The sequence below is a fragment of the Streptomyces sp. NPDC057445 genome (assembly GCF_042802855.1).
GTDB lineage: Bacteria > Actinomycetota > Actinomycetes > Streptomycetales > Streptomycetaceae > Streptomyces.
On sequence record NZ_JBHVDH010000010.1, the window covers coordinates 218,049 to 237,846 of the forward strand.

General features: G+C 69.0%; 17 protein-coding genes. 7 read left to right on the forward strand and 10 right to left on the reverse strand.

Annotation, left to right across the window (positions count from 1 at the left end):
- Positions 1–41: 41 nt before the first annotated feature.
- From ACFU5O_RS22580 to ACFU5O_RS22595, 4 genes are all read right to left on the reverse strand, one after another.
- A complete protein-coding gene (locus ACFU5O_RS22580; RefSeq protein WP_384243275.1) occupies positions 42–692 on the reverse strand; it encodes a hypothetical protein in 651 nt (216 codons plus the stop codon).
- An 80-nt stretch (positions 693–772) separates the two neighbouring features.
- Positions 773–3,223 carry a dolichyl-phosphate beta-glucosyltransferase gene (locus ACFU5O_RS22585; protein ID WP_384243204.1) on the reverse strand — a complete coding sequence of 817 codons (2,451 nt, stop codon included), beginning with the start codon at positions 3,221–3,223 and terminating at the stop codon, positions 773–775.
- Positions 3,220–3,900: a GntR family transcriptional regulator gene (locus ACFU5O_RS22590; RefSeq protein ID WP_384243278.1), complete on the reverse strand. Its 681-nt coding sequence runs from the start codon at positions 3,898–3,900 to the stop codon at positions 3,220–3,222. Before ACFU5O_RS22590 ends, ACFU5O_RS22585 begins: the two co-directional genes overlap by 4 nt.
- A 130-nt stretch (positions 3,901–4,030) precedes the next feature.
- Entirely contained in the window at positions 4,031–5,386 is a 1,356-nt protein-coding gene (locus tag ACFU5O_RS22595; RefSeq protein ID WP_384243207.1) for an aspartate aminotransferase family protein, read from the reverse strand.
- 233 nt (positions 5,387–5,619) lie between these two features.
- On the opposite strand from ACFU5O_RS22595, the gene ACFU5O_RS22600 reads away from it, so the two are divergent.
- From ACFU5O_RS22600 to ACFU5O_RS22610, 3 genes are all read left to right on the forward strand, one after another.
- Positions 5,620–6,264, forward strand: a complete 645-nt coding sequence (locus ACFU5O_RS22600; protein ID WP_384243209.1) for a DJ-1/PfpI family protein — start codon at positions 5,620–5,622, stop codon at positions 6,262–6,264.
- Positions 6,261–6,785, forward strand: coding sequence for a MarR family winged helix-turn-helix transcriptional regulator (locus ACFU5O_RS22605; RefSeq protein ID WP_384243211.1), 525 nt, complete (start codon positions 6,261–6,263; stop codon positions 6,783–6,785). Before ACFU5O_RS22600 ends, ACFU5O_RS22605 begins: the two co-directional genes overlap by 4 nt.
- 287 nt (positions 6,786–7,072) lie before the next feature.
- Positions 7,073–8,806 (forward strand): right-handed parallel beta-helix repeat-containing protein, encoded by a 1,734-nt coding sequence (locus ACFU5O_RS22610; RefSeq protein WP_384243214.1) that lies wholly within the window; start codon positions 7,073–7,075, stop codon positions 8,804–8,806.
- 111 nt (positions 8,807–8,917) lie between these two features.
- Here the strand turns inward: ACFU5O_RS22610 and ACFU5O_RS22615 are convergent, their stop codons facing one another.
- Positions 8,918–9,415, reverse strand: a complete 498-nt coding sequence (locus ACFU5O_RS22615) for a VOC family protein (RefSeq protein ID WP_384243216.1) — start codon at positions 9,413–9,415, stop codon at positions 8,918–8,920.
- 101 nt (positions 9,416–9,516) lie between these two features.
- Between ACFU5O_RS22615 and ACFU5O_RS22620 the strand changes: the two genes are divergently transcribed.
- Complete coding sequence (locus tag ACFU5O_RS22620) at positions 9,517–10,179, forward strand: GPP34 family phosphoprotein (protein WP_384243217.1); 663 nt, start codon at positions 9,517–9,519, stop codon at positions 10,177–10,179.
- A gap of 547 nt (positions 10,180–10,726) precedes the next feature.
- Here ACFU5O_RS22620 and ACFU5O_RS22625 read toward each other — a convergent pair.
- Together ACFU5O_RS22625 and ACFU5O_RS22630 are read right to left on the reverse strand one after the other, a co-directional pair.
- Positions 10,727–11,851, reverse strand: a complete 1,125-nt coding sequence (locus tag ACFU5O_RS22625) for a CapA family protein (RefSeq protein ID WP_384243219.1) — start codon at positions 11,849–11,851, stop codon at positions 10,727–10,729.
- A gap of 79 nt (positions 11,852–11,930) precedes the next feature.
- The gene (locus ACFU5O_RS22630) at positions 11,931–12,326 is read right to left on the reverse strand and encodes a hypothetical protein (RefSeq protein ID WP_384243221.1); all 396 of its coding nucleotides are present in this window, start codon (positions 12,324–12,326) and stop codon (positions 11,931–11,933) included.
- Positions 12,327–12,501: 175 nt separating this feature from the next.
- On the opposite strand from ACFU5O_RS22630, the gene ACFU5O_RS22635 reads away from it, so the two are divergent.
- The 3 genes from ACFU5O_RS22635 (at position 12,502) to sigJ (ending at position 14,539) form a co-directional block, all read left to right on the forward strand.
- The gene (locus ACFU5O_RS22635; RefSeq protein ID WP_384243280.1) at positions 12,502–13,338 is read left to right on the forward strand and encodes a Scr1 family TA system antitoxin-like transcriptional regulator; all 837 of its coding nucleotides are present in this window, start codon (positions 12,502–12,504) and stop codon (positions 13,336–13,338) included.
- Positions 13,335–13,571, forward strand: coding sequence for a DUF397 domain-containing protein (locus ACFU5O_RS22640; RefSeq protein ID WP_384243224.1), 237 nt, complete (start codon positions 13,335–13,337; stop codon positions 13,569–13,571). The genes ACFU5O_RS22635 and ACFU5O_RS22640 overlap by 4 nt, the downstream gene beginning before the upstream one ends.
- 83 nt (positions 13,572–13,654) lie before the next feature.
- Positions 13,655–14,539 (forward strand): RNA polymerase sigma factor SigJ, encoded by an 885-nt coding sequence (gene sigJ, locus ACFU5O_RS22645; RefSeq protein WP_384243226.1) that lies wholly within the window; start codon positions 13,655–13,657, stop codon positions 14,537–14,539.
- 124 nt (positions 14,540–14,663) lie between these two features.
- On the opposite strand, the gene ACFU5O_RS22650 is transcribed toward sigJ, so the two are convergent.
- The 3 genes from ACFU5O_RS22650 to ACFU5O_RS22660 all read right to left on the reverse strand — a co-directional run.
- Positions 14,664–16,436, reverse strand: coding sequence for a right-handed parallel beta-helix repeat-containing protein (locus tag ACFU5O_RS22650; protein ID WP_384243228.1), 1,773 nt, complete (start codon positions 16,434–16,436; stop codon positions 14,664–14,666).
- A gap of 250 nt (positions 16,437–16,686) precedes the next feature.
- Positions 16,687–18,420, reverse strand: a complete 1,734-nt coding sequence (locus ACFU5O_RS22655; protein ID WP_384243230.1) for a hypothetical protein — start codon at positions 18,418–18,420, stop codon at positions 16,687–16,689.
- A gap of 319 nt (positions 18,421–18,739) precedes the next feature.
- Positions 18,740–19,798 (reverse strand): hypothetical protein (locus tag ACFU5O_RS22660; protein ID WP_384243232.1); only part of this gene is annotated, 1,059 nt, incomplete at its 5' end.

Genomic DNA, 19,798 nt, shown 5'->3' on the forward strand with positions numbered 1-19,798 from the left:
CGTCGCAAGCGGAGCGGGCCGCCTGTTCGCGCGGGGGTGGATCAGCTGAAGATGATCATTGAGCCCTGGCCCAGGCTGCGCGTGGCCGCCGCGTGCAGGCCCAGCCAGACGTGGCGTTCGCGGGCGAACGGGCTTTCGTCGTAGGGGATCGGGCCGGCCGGTTCCTCCAGGGAGGTGGGGCGGGCCGGAGGGGCCGGGGCGTCCGGGGGGTTGGCGGGGTCGATGCCGATCGCGGGCGCCACGATCTCGAGTTCGCGCAGGAGGCCCTGCGCGGAGCCCAGGGGCCCGCCACCGGCGAGGAGTTCCTCGTTGGAGAGGGGGGCCTGGAAGTCGACCGGGACGTACGCGCCGGCATGGTCGTAGTGCCAGACCAGGTGGGACTGCTGGGCCGTCGACTCGAACATCTCCAGGAGCTGTTCGTAGTCGCCGCCCAGTTCGTCGACCGGCGTCACCGCCAGGCCGCAGAGCTGGAGCAGATACGCCCGGCGCAGGAAGTGCAGGGCGTCGTAGTCGAAGCCGGCGATGGGCGCGACATCGCCCGAGAGGCCCGGCATGTAGGCGAAGACGGGGATGGTGGGCAGACCCGCATCGGTGAGGGCCTTGTCGTACGTCGCGATCTCTTCGGCGAAGGGGTTGTCCGGGCTGTGGCACAGCACATCGACGAGGGGGACCAGCCAGAGGTCACAGGCCAAGACGAGCTCGCTCTCCATCGGGTTGTACGGATTTGTGCGATGGTCGGGACAGCGTAGTGCTACCGGGCCGCCCCGGACAGTCAGCGGTCCGGAGAGGGACCTGGGTGCACGTCCCATACCCACACCCCGTCCGTCCACTTCCCGGGCCGGCCGAGCAGTTTCGAGACCGTCGAGTACAGCGCGGCCTGATTGTCCTGCGGGGCCAGCACGACCACGCCCGCCCGCCAGAAGTCGAGGTCCGCGCGGGCCTGGGCCTGCCAGTTGGGGCCGATGGGCGGGATACGGCCCCCGTAGCGGATGTCGCGCAGAAGGTTCGAGGTGTGGCGCGGCGACGCCCCGTAGATGCCGATGCGGTCCGGGCCCCATGGCCCGTTGAAGTACCCGCCGGGGACACGGAAGCCGAGACCGGTCGCCGACTGCCAGTGCAGGGCTTCCGCGTCGCCGGGGTCGGGGATCGGCACCGGGACCACGGATTCACCGGGACCGAGGTGGTCGCGGTAGGTGCCGTCCGCGATGAAGGCGGGTATCTCGGGGCGCTCGCGGACCGGGTACGGGGTCGGGACGACGGGTACGAGCGCGACGGCGAGCGCGGCGATCCCGACCGCGCGGTCCGTGCGCACCGGTGTCGTCAGCAGGCGGTCCAGCGCGAGCGCCACCAGCAGCCCGAGCACCGGCGCGCAGATCATCGCGACCCGGGACTCGATCACCGACTCGAACAGCGGCTTGTCGGCGAGCCACTTCCACGGGCCGGGCAGCACCGTGTCCGTGAACGGGATGCGGAAACGCGGGCCGAGGGACAGCAGGCCCGCGGCGATCGCCGTGAAGGTCAGCGCCTTGACGACGGCGAGCCGCCACAGCCGTACCGCCACCGCCACCGCGAACGCGATCAGGGGCCACCCGTAGAAGGCGTTCTGCTCGGTGCGGTTCATGGCGAGCGGATCGGCGCGGGACTCCTGCCCCAGCAGCGAGCGCCCCGAGAACTCCAGGAAGGCGAGCGGGCTGTTGCCCGCGTTGTCGCCGTGCAGCACGCTCTTGTAGCTCTGCGGGCCGAAGAACTGCCACCACAGCGGGAACGCCACCAGCGGCAGGGCCACCGCCGCGGCGATGCCGATGCCCCGCAGCAGCGGCCGCCAGGCCGCACGTGCCACGTCCCGCCGCACGAGCGCGTACGACAGCGCGAAGAGCAGCATGCCCATCGACGCCAGCAGCAGCGGCTCCTCGCCGAGGAAGATCTGGTACGCGGCGAAGAGCCCGAGCAGCACCCCGTCCCTGATCACCCGGCCGCCGTCGCACAGCCGCAGCGCCCGGTCGACGATCACCGGGATCATGAACAGGACGAGGAAGTTGGGGTGCGCGTTGCCGTGGGAGATCATCGGCGGCGCGAAGGCGCACACGGCCGCCCCGAGCGCTGCGGCCCAGCGGCTGCGTACTCCCGGCCCGCGTACGAGTCTTCGCGCGATCAGCCAGTACCAGGAACAGGCCGTCGCCGTCAGGCCCAGCGTCAGGACGAGGGCCCAGGTGACGGTCGGCCCGAGGAGCAGGGTGACGGGGGTGAGCGGGACGGACAGCCCCAGCATCACCGTGTTCGCCATGAGGTTCACACCGTCGGGATGGCCCTGCAGCGTGGTGAAGAGCGGGTTGCGCAGTCCGGCGACGTTGTCCGCCGTCACCGCGAAGAACCACTCCCACTGGTTCTGGTCCTGCATCGAGTCGGCGAGATAGCCGCGGTCGAGGTCGTACCAGAGGTTCTTGTAGAGCAGCACGGAGGCGAGCAGGAACAGCCCGACGACGGCGAGATCGACCCGCCGGACGGTCCGCCACTTCAGTCGGCCGAGCTCGAGCAGCACCTTCGCGTAGTCGAGCGGCCGCACTTTGGAGCCCGCGCGGTGCGCCCAGCGCACCGGGACCTCCGTGACGGGCCAGCCGGCCCGCTGGAAGAAGCTCAGCACCTCGACGTCGATCCCCCACCCGTCCAGCCGCGAGTCGGCGAAGGCCGTCCGTGCCTTCTCGCCGTCGAAGAGCTTGAAGCCGCACTGGGTGTCGTGGATGCCGGGGACGGCGACGGCCCTTATCAGCCGGTTGCCCATCCGCCCGAGCCATTCCCGCAGCGCACGCTGGTGCACCTCGATACGGGACTCGGGGTGGGCACGCGAGCCGATGGCCGCGGCGCCGCCCTCCGAGGTGAGCTGCTTGTCGAGCCGGTCCAGTTCGTCGATGGGGGTGGCGAGGTCGGCGTCGGTGACGAGGACGCGCCGCCCGTACGACGCGAGGACACCGGTCCGCAGCGCGTGCCCCTTGCCCCGGTTGGGCCCGCCGCCGCCGATGACGTGGATACGGGGCTCTTCGGCGGCGGCTTCCCCGGCCACCCGTGTCGTACCGTCGGTAGAGCCGTCGTCGACGACCACGATCTCCCAGTCGCCCCAGCGGCCGGGATCGGCCCGCAGATGCGCCACGATCGCGTCCAGCGTGGGCCGCAGCCGCGTCTCCTCGTTGTACGCCGGGACGACGACGCTCAGATCCGTGGTGGTCACCGCGTCCGCCGCTCCAGCCGGTCCGCCCAGGCCAGGGCGTGGTCGTTGTGCGCGATGATCACCGAGCGCGCGGCCGGGCCGTCGCCGAGTGTGATCGCGTCCACCAGCTCCTCGTGCCCGTTCCACAGCCACGTCTTCAGCTCGGTCTCGCTGCGCAGATGGGGAACGGCGAACACCCAGGACTGCACGCGCAGCCGGTGCAGGAACTCCGCGATGTAGGAGTTCGCGACCAGCGTGCCCAACTCCCGCCAGAAGCGCAGGTCGTAGCCGATGAGGATGTCCAGGTCCCCGCCGCGCGCCGCGCGCGAGGCCTCTTCGGCCCTGCGGCGTACGGAGACGAGGGCCGGGCCGTGCGCCGGGTGGACGCGGGGCGCGTCGTCCGTGCGGAAGATGCCGTCCACGATCAGGCAGCGGGCCTCGACCATGCCCCGGAAGTCCCCGACCGAGAAGCGGTGCACCTGGAAGCCGCGGTGCTGGACGGAGTCGAGAAGCCCCTGCGCCGTCAGGTCGACCAGCGCTTCCCTGACGGGCGTCGCGGAGACCCCGTAGGTGGCGCCGATGTCCTTGACCGTGAGTTCCTGGCCGGGCCGGAGACGCCCTGCCAGGACCTCGTCACGGAGCGCATCCGCGATCTGCTGCCGCAGTGTATTGCGCGTCACAGCTGCGCTCGCGGGCATGTCGTCGGCCCCCTCCGTCCGGTTCACGACACCTTAAGCCAGCCGGAGGGGGCACCATCTGGTGCGTTGCGACACGTCTCGCGCGACGTGCCCGTCACGTCGTACGCGACGTGCTCGTACGCGAACGGTCCTACGCGACGTGCTCGTCCGCGACGGTGAGCGCCGCGTCGAGGGCGGCGAGGCCCTCCTTGGCCTCGGCCTCGCTGACGTTGCAGGCGGGGACGGCGTGGGTGCGGTTCATGTTGATGAAGGGCCACAGGCCGTTCTTCTTGCAGGCCGCGCCGAAGGCCACCATCGGCGCGTTCGCCTCGCCCGCCGCGTTGTACGGCACGAGCGGCTCGCGGGTCTCCTTGTTCCGTACGAGGTCGAGGGCCCAGAAGGCGCCGAGACCGCGCACCTCGCCGACGGACGGATGACGCTCGGCGAGCTCGCGCAGGCCGGGGCCGAGAACCGTCTCGCCCATGTGGGCGGCCGCCTCGACGACCTTCTCCTCCTCCATCACCTGGATGGTGGCGACCGCGGCGGCGCAGGCCAGCGGATGACCGGAGTAGGTCAGCCCGCCCGGGTAGGGGCGCTTGTCGAACGTCGCCGCGATCTCCGCGGAGATGGCGACGCCGCCGAGCGGCACATAGCCGGAGTTCACGCCCTTGGCGAAGGTCATCAGGTCGGGTACGACGTCGTAGTGCTCGGCGGCGAACCACTTGCCGGTGCGGCCGAAGCCCGCCATGACCTCGTCGAGGACGAAGACGATGCCGTACCGGTCGCAGATCTCGCGGACACCCGCGAGATAGCCGGGCGGCGGGGTCATGATGCCGGCGGTGCCGGGGATCGTCTCGAGGATGATCGCGGCGATGGTGGCCGGGCCCTCGAACGCGATGGTGTCCTCGAGGTGCTGGAGGGCCCGCGCGCTCTCCTCCGCCTCGGTGGTGGCGTAGAAGGGGGAGCGGTAGAGGAACGGCGCCCAGAAGTGCACGACTCCGGCGGAGGCGGAGTCGGAGGGCCAGCGGCGCGGGTCACCGGTCAGGTTGATCGCGGTGGAGGTGGCGCCGTGGTACGAGCGGTAGGCGGAGAGCACCTTTGTGCGGCCCGTGTGCAGCCGGGCCATGCGCACGGCGTTCTCCACGGCCTCGGCGCCGCCGTTGGTGAAGAAGATCTTGTCCAGATCGCCGGGAGTGCGCTCGGCGATGAGGCGTGCGGCCTCGGAGCGTACGTCGATGGCGAAGGCGGGCGCGAAGGTGGCGAGGCGCCCGGCCTGCTCCTGGATCGCGGCGACGACCTTCGGGTGCTGGTACCCGATGTTGGTGTAGACGAGGCCGCTGGTGAAGTCGAGGTAGCGGTTTCCGTCGTAGTCCCAGAAGTACGAACCCTCGGCGCCGGCGACGGCGAGCGGGTCGATCAGGCCCTGTGCGGACCAGGAGTGGAACACGTGGGCACGGTCGGCGGCCTTGACGGCCGCGCCTGCCTGCGGATCGGCATGAGGGGTCATGCGCCTCAGCGTATGGACCCGCGGACAGGGGCCGACATGGCCACCTTGTATGGCCTCGGCCACTTTCATCGGCATGGTGTCGGGGCCGCGGAGCCGGGTGGGAAGGCACCTCCATCCCTATTGACAGCAAGCTGTCGTAATGACAGCCTTCTGTCATAAGCCGGGAGCGGGGCCGCGGGATGCCGCGGGATGCCGCGAGCCGCCGCGAAACCCCGTAGACCAGGGAGGCCGTCATGACCGCCAGGAGCACCGCGTCCGCCGGGAACACCAGGACCGACAGCACCACCAGGACCGTCGTCCACCTCGCCGTGTACGACACCTTCGCCGACTGGGAGACGGGCCACTCCACCGCCTGGCTCGCCCGCAGCGGCTTCACCGTGCGCACGGTCGGCCCGGTCGCCGACGAGCCGGTGACCACGATCGGCGGTCTGCGCGTCCGGCCCGATCTGGCGCTCGCCGATCTGGCGCCCGAGGACAGCGCACTGCTCATCCTCGCCGGCGCCGATCTGTGGGACAGCGGCGACGAGCTCGCGCCGTTCGCACGCAAGGCCCGGGAGTTCCTCGACGCCGGAGTCCCCGTGGCCGCGATCTGCGGGGCAACGGCCGGACTGGCCCGCGAGGGACTGCTCGACGAGCGGAGGCACACGAGCGCCGTGTCGTTCTATCTCGCGGCCACGGGTTACCAGGGCGGCGAGCACTACGTCGAGACCGACGCCGTCACCGACGGGGACCTGATCACCGCCGGCCCCACCGAGCCGGTCGCCTTCGCGCGCGAGGTGCTCGGCAGGCTGGGCGCGCTCGAGGGCGGCAAGCTGGACGCCTGGTACCGACTGTTCCACGACTCCGACCCGGAAGCGTTCGAGGAGCTCAACGCATGAGCCGCGAGCAGAGGAGCCACGAGCAGAGGAGCCACGAGCAGCAGGACATGCTCAGCTCCACCGCGCTGGGCGTCTTCCGGCTGAACGGCCAGTTCCTCTCCGCCGCCGAGGAACTGGCCCGTCCGGCCGGGCTGACCGCGGCCTGGTGGCAGGTGCTCGGCGCGGTGCTGTCCGAGCCCCTGCCCGTCGCCGGAATCGCCCGCGCCATGGGCATCACGCGCCAGAGCGTGCAGCGGATCGCCGACCTTCTCGTCGCCAAGGGGCTGGCCGAGTACGCCCCCAACCCGGCCCATCGCCGCGCCAAGCTGCTGCGCCCCACCGGCGAGGGCCGGACGGCCGTCGACAGGATCGACCCGGGCCACGCGGACCTGGCCGCCCGGCTCTCCGCCCAGCTCGGAGAGGAGGGCTTCGCGGAGACGGTCCGGGTACTGGAGCGACTGAGCGCGGCGATGGACGCACTGGAGCTGCGGGACACGGAGCGGGAGCCGCAGGACGCGCCGGAGGCGGAGCGGGGAGCCTGACACGCGGGCCTGACGGAGGATCAGCCCTCCCGTGCACCGACGACGGGAAGGGCCGTCGTCCTCCCCCGCGAGCCGCGAGCAGCGGTTCTCGCAGCTCAACGACCGCCGCCGGGTCGGGTCCGAATGAGGACCGCCGGGGATCGATCCGGCGCGGACGTCCAGGCGACACTCCCAACACGGGCATATTGTCCTATTTACGAGATTTCCTGTGATTCTATGTGTCACACTTTCGCCCCTTCTGGACAAGGGGCGTGACGGCCTGTCACACAGAAGGAGAGCAAAGTCGGATGTCTCGATCACAGGGCATGGGCACGGGCACCCCGAACCGTCCGAAGACCGCGGCGCTGAGCCGTCACTGGAAGGTCGCCGTTCTGGCCGCGGCCGGCTTCGTCACCATGGTCGGCACCACGACCCTCGTGGGTGTCGCGGATGCAGGGGCTGCCGAGGCGCAGCAACCCGCCGCGGCCCCCCGCGACGGCTTCGACCCCGACAGTGAGGGCGGTGGCAAGGGAGACGACTACTCAGGGTCCAAGGACAACGGGGACAAGGGAGACGACTACTCCGGGTCCAAGGACAAGGGAGACAAGGGAGACGACTACTCCGGCTCCAAGGACAAGGGAGACAAGGGAGACGACTACTCCGGCTCCAAGGACAAGGGAGACAAGGGAGACAAGGGGAGCGAGGAGAAGGACTACGGCTCGAAGGGCGACGAGGGCAAGGAGAAGGACTCCGGCTCCAAGGGCGACGAGGGCAAGGAGAAGGACTCCGGGGACCACGACAAGGAGAAGGACTCCGGGGACCACGACAAGGAGAAGTACTCCGGCGACCGCAACGGCCACGACAAGAAGCACGGCCGCAAGCACGAGGGCGGCCACGGCAAGGCCGTGTTCGTGGAGTGCGACGTGAACGATCTGATCCTGGCGATCACCGAGGCGAACGACGAGGAGGGGGCCACCCACCTCCGTCTGGCGAACGACTGCACCTACACCCTGACCGCCAACCAGGACGGCAACGGCCTGCCGAAGATCGTCCAGCCGATCTCGATCGACGGGAACGGCTCGACCATCGCCCGCGCCGCGAACGCCGAACTGTTCCGTCTCTTCGAGGTCGGATCCGGCGGCGACCTGAAGCTCCGCAACCTCACCCTCACCCGCGGCAAGGCAGCCGTCGCGCAGGACGGCGGAGCCATCAGCGTGAACGCTGCGGGACGGCTCGAACTCGACCACGTCACCCTCAAGAACAACACCGTCGAGGACATCGGCGGCCGCGTCGGCGGCGCCGTCTTCAACGAGGGCGACACCAGCGTCCGCAACAGCACCTTCAAGGGGAACTCCGCCGCGGACGGCTCCGCCATCTTCAACGCGGGCGGCAGGCTCGAGGTCGCCGACTCCGAGTTCACCAAGAACACGGCCGTCGCGGACGGAGCCATCAACAGCGAGCTCGGGACCGCCACCATTCACAAGAGCGTGGTCAGCAACAACTTCGGCAGTGGCCTGGAGGTCGACGAAGGCGGCCTGATGGTGATCGAGAAGTCCGAGATCACGCACAACACCGATGACGGCACCGGCGGCGGCATCGACCAGGAAGTGGGCGCCGGGCTCCAGGTCCGCAAGAGCACCATCAGCGACAACTTCGCCACCGAGGACGGCGGAGGCCTTCAGCTCGACGAGGACGCCCTGATCGAGGACAGCAAGATCACCGACAACACCAGCACCAACGCGGATGCCGGTGGCATCGACATCGAGGACGAGGGCAACGGAGAGGTCGCGATCCGCGACTCGAAGGTCAGCGGCAACCAGGCGCCCGCCAACGGCCAGAACGGCGGCGGCATCTTCGTCGACACGGACAGAACCCTCACCCTCACCGACACCGAGGTGACGGAGAACCTCTCCGACGAGCCGGCCGGCGGCATCCAGAACAACGGCACGGTCAACACCAACGGCAAGGTCCGCATCATCGACAACGTCCCGACCAACTGCGACGGCGGCGGGGGCAACCCCGTCCCCAACTGCTTCGGCTGACACTCCCCGCCCCCCGGGGCATCCTCCACAGGCCGCGCATGGCCCGTCCCGCACCGCCCGCCCCCGGCGTCTCAGCCGGGGGCGGGCGCACGCGTACCCGTCCGTGGGGCGTCACGCCCCCTGCGGCCGTGCGCCGGACCGGGCCAGCGACCCGGTGGCGTAGGCCATCGCCGCCGAGAACTCCGGGTCGCCGAGCCTGCGTTCCGTCTCGGCCTCGTCCACGTCCTCGATGTGCGTCTGGATCCACCAGATGTTGCCGTACGGGTCGCGAACGCGACCGATCTCGTCGCCGAAGAAGAGGTGGGTCACCTCGGTCACCGGGGTGCCGCCCGCCTCGACGGCCCGCCGGTAGGTCTCCTTCGCGTCGTCCACGTACAGCCGCAGGAAGGCCGGCGTCGTCGGCCAGTCCTTCGGGCTGTCGAAGGCCATCACCCGGGCGTTTCCGATGCGGAGCTCGGCATGGCCGATCGAGCCGTCGTCGGAGACGAAACGGCCCAGGTCCTCGGCGTCGAAGGCGCGTTGGAGGTAGTCGATGAGCCCCGATGTGTCGTGGCCGATGATCCACGGGGTGACCGTGGTGTAGCCCTCGGGAACCGGCTGGACCGTCATGGCAGTCTCCTTGTGCAGGTGAACGCGACGAGACCGACATTAGGTGGCAAGTAGGCCGGATACTGGCCTAGTTGCCGCCGAGACCGAGGGGAGCCCACTGTATGACCGTCACTCTGGCCGAGGAGATCACGCTGCTGTCGCTGGACGACGGTTCCGGCGCGGCGAAGGAACGGCAGGCGGCAGGCTGGGCGGTAGCGGGCGGGATTCTGCTGGAGCTGGTGATGTCGCGACGCATCTCGGTCGCGGACGGACGCCTGGAGGTGACCGACGCGGCGCCCACCGGAATCGAGCTGCTCGACGGCAGGCTGGAGCAGCTGGCCGCCTGGTCGAAGGGCGGTCGCAAGCGCAAGGTGAACGACTGGCTGACCAAGGACCAGTCGAAGGCCGTCGCCGCGGCCGTCGGCAGTCTGTGTGCCCGGGGCCTCGTCGTCGAGGAGCGGCGCAAGGCGCTCGGCATCTTCCCCGTACGCCGCTACCCGGAGGCGGACGGATCGGTCGAGCGGGAGCTGCGGGCGCGGCTGACGGCGGTGGTGCTGGAAGGGGACCGGCCCGACGACCGCACCTCCGGTCTTGTCGCGCTGCTGCACGGCGCCGGCCTGCACCGACTGGCCTTCCCCGAAGTGCCCAAGAAGCAGGTCGAGCCTCGGATGGCGAAGATCGCCGACGGCCAGTGGGCGGGCGACAGCGTCCGCGACGCGATCCGCAACATGCAGGCGGCGATGGTGGCGATCACGACGGCCGTGGTAGTGACCACGGTGACGTGAACCGCGGCGGGGCAGCGGCGTCGGCGCGGATCGTGCGGGTGCGCGCCCAGCGCCTCGCCCGGCACGGGACCGGACCGGCGTCGCCGTCGGCGCCACACCCGGCCTGGCCCGGGCCTGTCGTCGGTCGACACCCGGCCCCACGCGGGACCGGACCCGCGTCGCCGTCAACCGCCCGATCCTGAACTCGTCGCGGTCGCCGCGCCACCGCCGCCGAGGGCGAGGCCAGGCGTAGTCCGCACCGCAGCCCCACGCGGGACCGGAATGCGTCGCGGTCGCCGCCAACGCCCGGCACCAGCACCGATTCGGTTCGGTTCGCCGTCAACGCCCGGCCCAGGACCGAGGCCCGTCGCGGTCGGCAACCAGCCCCACGCGGGACCGGACCCCGTCACGGGCGCAACCCGCCCGGCACCGGCGCCGATTCGGTTCGCCGTCAACGCCCGGCCCGGGACCGCCCGTCGCGGTCGGCACCCAGCCCCGCACGGGACCGGACCCCGTCACGGGGCGCCACGCCCGCCCGGCCAGGTCCGGGACCGGACACCGTTCGCCGTCAGTGCCTCGACCAGCGCAGCGTAAGACGTCCGTCACCGTTCAGGTCCGGCTCCACCTGCGTGCCGTACGCCCGACCCGCCCTGCTCAGCACTTCGCACAGCCAGGCCGAGTCCGCGGACGACGCGTGCTCCAGCCGCATCTGCCGGGCCTGCATCGGTACGATCCCCAGATCCGTGAGCTCGCCCGTCTCCGCGTCCAGCGACGGGAAGTACATGAGCCGCAGATCGTCGCGGTAGCGCTCGTAGCCCGAGATCCCCTCGTAGTCGTCGACGAGATCTCCGCACCCGTAGAGAATCAGCTTGCCCCGGTGGACCTCGATGGGCCGGGGATGGTGCGAGGAGTGGCCGTGGACGACGTCCACGCCGCCGTCGATGAGCCTGCGCGCGAACGCCGACTGGCTCTGTGAGACGGCATAGCCCCAGTTCGAGCCCCAGTGGATCGAGACGACCGCCAGGTCGCCCTCCCGCCGCACCGCCCTCAGCCGCCGTGCGAGGGCGTCGGCGCTGCGGTCCGACAGGTCGGGAACGAAGTCGACACCGGGCCGGGTCTGCGTCGCCGCCCAGCGGGACGGGACTCCGGCGGACGCCATCCCGCACGAGAGCACGAGCACGCGCCCGCCGCTCTTCGTGGCGACCGGAACCGGCCGCCGTGCCTCCGCGGCGTCCCGTCCCGCGCCCGCGGGCTCCAGCCCGGCCGCGCGCAGCACGTCCAGGGTCTGTTCCAGCCCCCGGCGCCCGAAGTCGAGCACATGGTTGTTCGCCAGTGCGCAGACATCGGGCCGGGCAGCGGCGAGGAACGGCACGTTGCCGGGGTGCATGCGGTACGTCACCGCCTTGCCCGGCGCGAAGTCGTCGCTGGTCGTGACGCTGCTCTCCAGATCGATGACGCGCACATCGGGCCCGATCGCGTCGAGCACGTCCAGAGCGGCTCCCCAGGGCCACGCGAAATCGACCGGCTGGGGAATCTCCCCGTTGACCGCCTCTGCGAGCGCCACGTAGTCGCGGGCGTCCCGGATGTAGCCTTCCCGCAGCGCAGGGTCACCGGGGTGCGGCAGGATCTGGTCGACGCCCCGGCCCGGCATCACGTCACCGCTCAGGAAGAGCGTCACGAGGGCCTGGCCCATGCCGGTCATTTTCCCACCAGCGGAGCCGCCGCGCGGCAGCCCGTACGCGTGCCCTGCCCGACGGCGTCGCTTCTCTCCTTCACTCCCGAGGACTCAGCAGCTCTGCCGCGGCTGACCGCAGCAGCAGCGGGTGTACGAAGCGATGTCCGTCGGCCGGGGGAAAGCGCCAGGCCAGCGGCCAGGTCCGGCCGCTGAGCGCGGGCACGGGTACGTAACTGACCTGACCGGTCGCCGAATTGAACCGGGTCACCCCGCGCGGCCAGCAGCGATGGGCCGTACTGCCCGCCGGGAGCAGGAAGTAGACACCCTGGCGGCCGTTCGCCTCGGTGACGACCGGGCCCGGGTCGCCACCCGTCAGGCGGCCGAGGAGATCGGCGAGACGGCGGCCGTCGTCGCCGTCCACGCGGACGGCGTCGAAATGGATCCCGGCTTTTCTGAGCTGGAATCCGGAAGCCGGAACCCAATCGATGCCCACTTGGCGACTTTGCGTATTCACCACTCGAGTCTGGCGGCCCCCGGTTAGCGTTTCCCCTGACTGGGCCGGGGCGTCGAATGCCGGTTGACCTGCATCAACGCGCCTTGAGTCGGGTCGAATTCGGCGGGGACGAGTTGAGACCGGTTGTGACCGGTTGAGTCGAATGGTGATCGCCATGGCGCGTGCGGAGAACAAGGAAACGGCGGGTCCGACGACGCGGCTAGTAGCCGATATCGCGCGGAAGATGCGCGCACGGAAGGGGTGGACGCAGGAGCAGCTCGGCAAGGAGCTCGGCTACACGGCGGCGGCGGTGAGCGCGATGGAGACGTGCGCACAGCCGGCGAGCGACGAGATGCTCGTGAAGCTGGAGCGGGTGCTCGGGGACGGAATGGGGATCTTCGAGCAGGCGCGGGAGTACGTACGGCTGGACAAGTACCCGGCGCAGTTCAAGAACTACGCACTGCTGGAGCAGAAGGCGGTCGGACTGCATCTGTACGCGACGCTCGTCGTGCACGGGCTGTTCCAGACGGAGGAGTACGCGCGGGCGCTGATCGGCGGAGGCTATCCGCCGCTGCCGGAGCACCGGGTGGAGGAGCTGGTCGAGGCGCGACTGGCGCGGAGGGCGCTGTTCGAGCGGGAGCCGGTGGCGCTGATCGAGGTGGTGCTGGAGGAGTCGGTGTTACGGCGGACGATCGGCAGCGAGGACGTCATGCGTGGCCAGATGAGGCATCTCGCGGAGTGTGCGCGGCGGCGTAACGTGACGTTGCAGGTGCTGCCGCTGGACGCGGGGCTCAGCGGCGAGTACGCGGGGGCGTATGGCGGAATGAACCTGATCGAGACCCCGGATCACGACCGTCTTGTCTATCTGGAGCCCCAGGACGAGAGCCTGTTGATCAAGGACCCCGGAAAGGTGAGTACGTATGCCCAGCGGTATGCGAGGATCCGGGCACAGGCCCTGCATCCCCGTGAATCGCTGGGCCTCGTCGAGCAGTTGGCGGGAGAACAGAGATGAGCAACAGCCTGCGCTGGTTCAAGTCCAGTTACAGCGACAGCGGCGGCGGCAGCTGCATCGAGGTGGCGTTCGACTGGCGCAAGTCCTCGTACAGCAGCCCCAGCGGCGGCGACTGCGTCGAGGTCGCCGCATGCCCCCACACCGTCTACATCCGCGACTCCAAGGTCACCGACGGCCCCACGTTCGCCGTCGCCCCCACCGCCTGGACGGCCTTCCTCACCTGGGCGGAGTGACCGCACCCCGCACCCCTCATGTCACATCTGACGGCCTCGGTCCGTCATTGCGTTGACGGACCAAGGCAGGAGCATGTGACCGAATGGACGAGACCGAACTTCTGGCCGAGCGTTTCGAGGCCCGGCGCCCCCATCTGCGCTCGGTGGCGTACCGCATGCTCGGCTCGCTCAGCGAGGCGGACGACGCCGTCCAGGAAGCGTGGCTGAGGCTCAGCCGCTCGGACACGAGTGACATCGAGAACCTGGCGGGCTGGCTGACGACCGTCGTGGGCCGGATCTGCCTGGACATGCTGCGTTCGCGCACGTCACGGCGGGAGGACCCGCTCGACGTGTACGTACCCGACCCGATCGTCAGCAGCATCAGGGGCACCGACCCCGAGCAGGAGGCGCTCGTCGCGGACTCCGTCGGGCTGGCGATGCTGGTGGTGCTGGACACGCTGCCGCCCGCCGAGCGGCTGGCCTTCGTCCTGCACGACATGTTCGCCGTGCCCTTCGACGAGATCGCGCCCATCGTGGGGCGTACGCCGACGGCGACACGGCAGCTCGCGAGCCGGGCCCGGCGGCGGGTGCAGGGGGCTGAGCCGGCGCAGGACACCGATCTCGCCCGGCAGCGGGAGATCGTCGACGCCTTCATCGCGGCCTCGCGCGGGGGCGACTTCGAGGCCCTGGTCTCGCTCCTCGACCCGGACGTCGTCCTCAGGGTGGACGGAGGCGTCCTGGCCGCCGGTGCGTCGAAGGTGGTCAGAGGCGCGGAGACGGTGGCCGGTCAGGCACTCATGTTCCGGCACTTCTCGCCGTACGCCCGGTCCGTCCTCATCAACGGCACGGTCGGCAGCATCACCCTTCCGGAGGGCAAGGCGGTCGCGATCATGGCCTTCACCTTCTCGAACGGCAAGGTGGTCCAACTCGACATCCTCGCCGACCCGGAGCGGCTGCGGCAGATCGACGTGGCGGCTCTGAACGTCTGAGCGGGGGCGGCGGGCCTCCGCCAGGCATGCAGACATGGGGCCGCCCGCCCCCGGCTTGATGCCGGGGGCGGGCGGTGTGGAGTGGCCATGCGCGGCCTGTGAGAGCTGGTCTCTGCGGGAGGGGTCAGCCGAAGCAGTTGGGGACGGCGTTGGTGCTACCGTCGCAGTTGGTCGGGACGTTGTCGATGATGCGGATCTTGCCGTTGGTCTTGACCGTGCCGTTGTTCTGGATGCCGCCGGCACGCTCGTCGGAGAGGTTCTCCGTCACCTTGACGTCGGTGAGGGTGAGGGTGCTGCCCGTTTCGACGAAGATGCCGCCGCCGTTCTGGTTGTTGGCGGGAGCCTGGTTTTCGCTGATCTTCGAGTCGCGGATCGCGACCTCGTTGTCCGTACCCACGTTGATGTGGACGCCGCCGCCGCTTCCGTCGGTGGCGGTGTTCTCGGTGATCTTGCTGTCCTCGATCACCGCGGGCACGTCGAGCCGGAGGCCACCTCCGTTGGCCGCGGTGTTGCCCTTGACGGTGCTGCCGCGCAGGTAGAGCGAGCCGTTGTCGCTGAGGATGCCACCGCCGTTGCCGCTCGCGAAGTTGTCGATGACGGCGCTCTTGTCCAGCTCCAGCACGCCGTCGTTGTGGATGCCGCCGCCGTCGTCGCCGTGGTTGTTGCTGATCAGGCTCTTGCTGATCTTTGCGGAGCCGTCGGAGATGCGGATGGCCGCGTCGTCGTCGGCGGTATTGCGGGTGATCTTGGAGCCGATGATCTCGAGCTTGCCGGAGCTGAAGATCGCGGCGCCGTCCTCCCCGGCATTCCGGCTGAGGGTGCTGCTGCGGATGGTGGTGACGCCTGCGTTGAAGATGCCGCCGGCGCTGTCGTCCTCGAAGTCGTCGACCGTGTTGTTGGTGACCGTGACACGTTCGAGGTCGAGCCGCCCCGCCGAGTTCACGTTGATGGCGCCACCCTCCTGGTCCGCGGCCGTCTTGCCGCGGGTGAGGGTGAGGTCACTGAGCTTCAGGTCGCCACCGACACCGACCTCGAAGAGACGGAACTGGTCGGCGTTGGCCGCGCGGGCGATGGTCGCGCCGTTCCCGTGGATGGTGATCGGCTGGATGATCCGGGGCAGACCGTTGCCGTCCTGATTGACCGTCAGGGTGTAGGTGCAGTCCTTCGCCAGGTAGAGGTCACCACCGTTGTCCTGGTTGGCGTCGATGATCGCCACGATCAGTTCGTTCGGGTCGCACTCCACGAACGTCTTGTCGTAGCCCCCGTGATGCCTCTTGTAGTCGTGCTTCTTGTAGTCGTGCTTCTTGTCGTCGTGCTTCTTGTCGTGGTCGCCGTAGTCCTTGTCCTTGGACTCCTTGCCCTCATCCCCCTTGGAGGCCGAGTCCTTCTCCTTCCCCTCGTTCCCCTTGGAGGCTGAGCCCTTCTCCTTGCCGTCCTTCCCCTTGTCGCCCTTGTCCTTGGAGCCGTGGTCGTCGCCCTTGTCACCCTTGTCCTTGGAGCCGTGGTCGTCGCCCTTGTCCCCGTTGTCCTTGGACCCGGAGTAGTCGTCCCCCTTGTCCCCGTTGTCCTTGGACCCGGAGTAGTCGTCCCCCTTGTCCCCGTTGTCCTTGGACCCGGAGTGGTCGGACCAGGAATCGCCGTCCTGGCTGTCAGGGTCGAACCCGTCGCGGACAGGGGCCGCGGCGGGCAGGTTCGCGTTGGTCATGCCACTGCGCTTGACGGTGGTGGCGGGATGCGTCTCGGCCGCCCCGGCGTCCGTGACAGCCACAATCGTCGTGGTGCTGACCACCGTGGCGAAGCCGGCCGCGGCGAGGACGGCCATCTTCCAGTGACGACTCAGCGCCGCGGTCTTCGGACGGTGTGGGGTGTGTGTGCCCGTGTCCTGTGATCCAGACATCCGAGGTTGCTCTCTTTCTCTATGACAAGCCGTCACGCCCCTTGCCTGGAAGGAGCGAAAGTGTGTCATATGGAATCACAGGAAAAGCCGTAAATAGGACAATAAATGAGATATGGGAGTGTCGGGCACCCATAGGGGTCCGCCATTCACCCATCTGCTGACTCCCACTCAGCTCCGCGCTCTCGCGGGGCACAACGCGACCCGCCCCCGGCAGGGTGCCGGGGGCGGGTGGATGGTGGCGGGGGGAGTGTCAGCCGAAGCAGTTGGGGACGGGCTGGGCGCTTCCGTCGCAGTTGGTGGGGACGTTGTCGATGATGCGGATCTTGCCGTTGGTGTTGACCGTGCCGTTGTTCTGGATGCCACCGGCCGGCTCGTCGGAGAGGTTCTCCGTCACCTTGACGTCGGTGAGGGTGAGGGTGCTGCCTTCGGACACGAAGATGCCGCCACCGACGCTGTCGTTGCCGGGCGCCTGGTTGCCGCTGACCGTCGAGTCGCGGATCGCGACCTCCGCGTCCTCTTGTTGCAGAGCGACGAAGATGCCGCCACCAGGAGCTTCGTTCTGGGTGGTGGTGTTGTCGTCGACCTTGCTGTCCTCGATCACCGCCGAACCCTCGAGGTCGAGGCCGCCTCCCCCGGAAGTGCCGACGTTGTCGCTGATGGTGCTGTGGCGCACATGGAGCGAGCCCTGTCCTTCGAGGAAGACACCGCCACCGGTCGACGCCGCGACGTTGTGGACGATGGCGCTCCGCTCGATCTCCGCCACGCCTTCGTCGACGTAGACACCGCCGCCTTCGTCGGTGGTGTTGTGGCTGATCAGGCTCTTGCTGATCTTCAGGGATCCTGCGAAGTTCCTGATGGTGCCGAGACCGTCGCTGGCATCGGTGACGTTGCGGGTGAACTTGGAGCCACTGATCTCGACCTTGCCACCATCATTGAAGAGGGCGGAGCCGTCCTCGCCCGCGTTCCGACTGAAGGTGCTGCTGCGGATGGTGGTGACGCCTGCGTTGTAGATACCGCCGGCATCGTCGTCCTCGATGTCGTCGACCGTGTTGTTGGTGACGGTGACATGGTCGAGGTCGAGCCGCCCCGCCGAGTTCACGTTGACGGCACCGCCCTCCTGGCCCTCGGCCGTCTTACCGCGGGTGAGGGTGAGGTCACTGAGCTTCAGGTCGCCGCCGGCACCCACTTCGAAGAGACGGAACTGGTCGGCGTTGGCCGCCCGGGCGATCGTCGCGCCGTTCCCGTGGATCGTGATCGGCTGAATGATCCGGGGCAGACCGTTGCCGTCCTGATTGACCGTCAGGGTGTAGGTGCAGTCCTCCGCCAGGTAGAGGTCACCGCCGCTGTCCTGGTTGGCGTCGATGATCGCCACGATCAGTTCGTTCGGGTCGCACTCAACGAACGTCTTGTCGTGGTCCCGGTGGTGCCTCTTGTAGTCGTGCTTCTCATCGTGGTCGCCGCGGTCACCGGAGTACTTCTCGTTGCCCTCGTCACCCTTGGACGCGGAGCCCTTCTCCTTCCCCTCGTCCCCCTTGGACGCAGAGCCCTTCTCCTTGCCGTCCTTGCCCTCCTTGGACGCGGAGCGATTCTCCTTGCCTCCCTTGCCCCTCTTGTCCCCGCTATCCCCCTTGCCCTCCTTGTCTGCCTCACCTTTGGAGCCGGAGCGGTCGTCCCCCTTACCCCCGTCGTTCGGGCCGGGGTTGCCGGCGTGTTCTGCCCAGTAGTCGCCGTCCTGGCTCTCAGCGTCGGCATCCACGCCGTCCCGGGCAGGAGCGGCGGGTGGGGCCACCTTGGACTTGCCGCTGTTCGTGACGGCGGTGGCGGGATGCGTCTCGGCCGCCCCGGCGTCCGTGACGGCCACGACCGTCGTGGTGCTGACCATCGTGGCGAAGCCTGCCGCGGCAAGGACGGCCATCTTCCAGTGACGACTCAGCGCCGCGGTCTTCGGACGGTGCGGGGTGCCCGTGCCTCGTGATCCAGACATCCGGGTGCTCTCCTTCTGTGTGACAAGCCGTCACGCCCCTTGCCTGGAAGGAGCGAAAGTGAGCCACATAGAATCACAGGAAAAGCCACAAATAAGACAATAAATATGGCATGGGAGTGTCGGATGTCCACAGAGGTTTCGCCACTCGCCGATCTGCTGACCCTGGCTGAGGTCCAGGCCCGCACGATGTGACCGTCGGGTCAGGCCGCGCCTTCTCTCCGGCGTGCCTATGCATGCGCCCGCCCCCGGCTGGATGCCGGGGGCGGGCGGTGTGGAGTAGCCCATGCGCGGCCTGTGGGTGCTGGTCCCTGAGGGAGGGTCAGCCGAAGCAGTTGGGGACGGGGTTACCTCCGCCGCCGTCGCAGTTGGTGGGGACGTTGTCGATGATGCGGATCTTGCCGTGGGTGTTGACCGTGCCGTTGTTCTGGATGCCACCGGCCGGCTCGTCGGAGAGGTTCTCCGTCACCTTGACGTCGGTGAGGGTGAGGGTGCTGCCCCCTTGGACGACGATGCCGCCACCGTTGTTGCCGTTGCCGGGTGCCTGGTTGTCACTGACCTTCGAGTCGCGGATCGCGACCTCGTCGCCCTCACCCACATCGATGAAGACGCCTCCGCCATTGCCGTCAGTGGCGGTGTTCTCGATGATCTTGCTGTCCTCGATCACCGCGGGATCCTCGAGGTAGAGGCCTCCCCCGACCCCCGAAGCAGTGTTGCCCTTGATGATGCTGCCGCGGACGTAGAGCGAGTCGAAGCTGGCGATTCCACCGGCACCCGACCCCGCGGTGTTGTTGACAACGGCGCTCTTGTAGAGCTCCAGAAGGCCGTCGTTCTCGATGCCGCCTCCGAAATTGGAGTGGTTGTCGCTGATCACGCTCTTGCTGATCTTTGCGGTGCCGTCGTTGTAGATGGCGCCGAGGCCGTCGTTCGCGGGATCGGCCGCGTTGCCGGTGATCTTGGAGTCCGTGATCTCGAGCTTGCCGTCGGAGTTGAAGACAGCAGCGCCGTCATCGGAGGAGTTCCGGCTGAGCTCGCTGTCGCGGATGTCGGTGACACCTTCATTGGCAATGCCACCGCCCTCGTTGCCGGTGTTGGACTCGATGTCGTCGACGGTGTTGTTCACGACGGTGACATGGTCGAGGTCGAGCCGTCCCGCCGGGTTCACATTGACGGCACCGCCGTTGCCGCTGTTGGCCGTCTTACCGCGGGTGAGGGTGAGGTCACTGAGCTTCAGGTCGCCGCCGACACCGACCTCGAAGAGACGGAACTGGTCCGCGTTCGCGGCCCGGGCGATGGTCGCACCGTTGCCGTGGATCGTGATCGGCTGAATGATCCGGGGCAGACCGTTGCCGTCCTGATTGGCCGTCAGAGTGTACGTGCA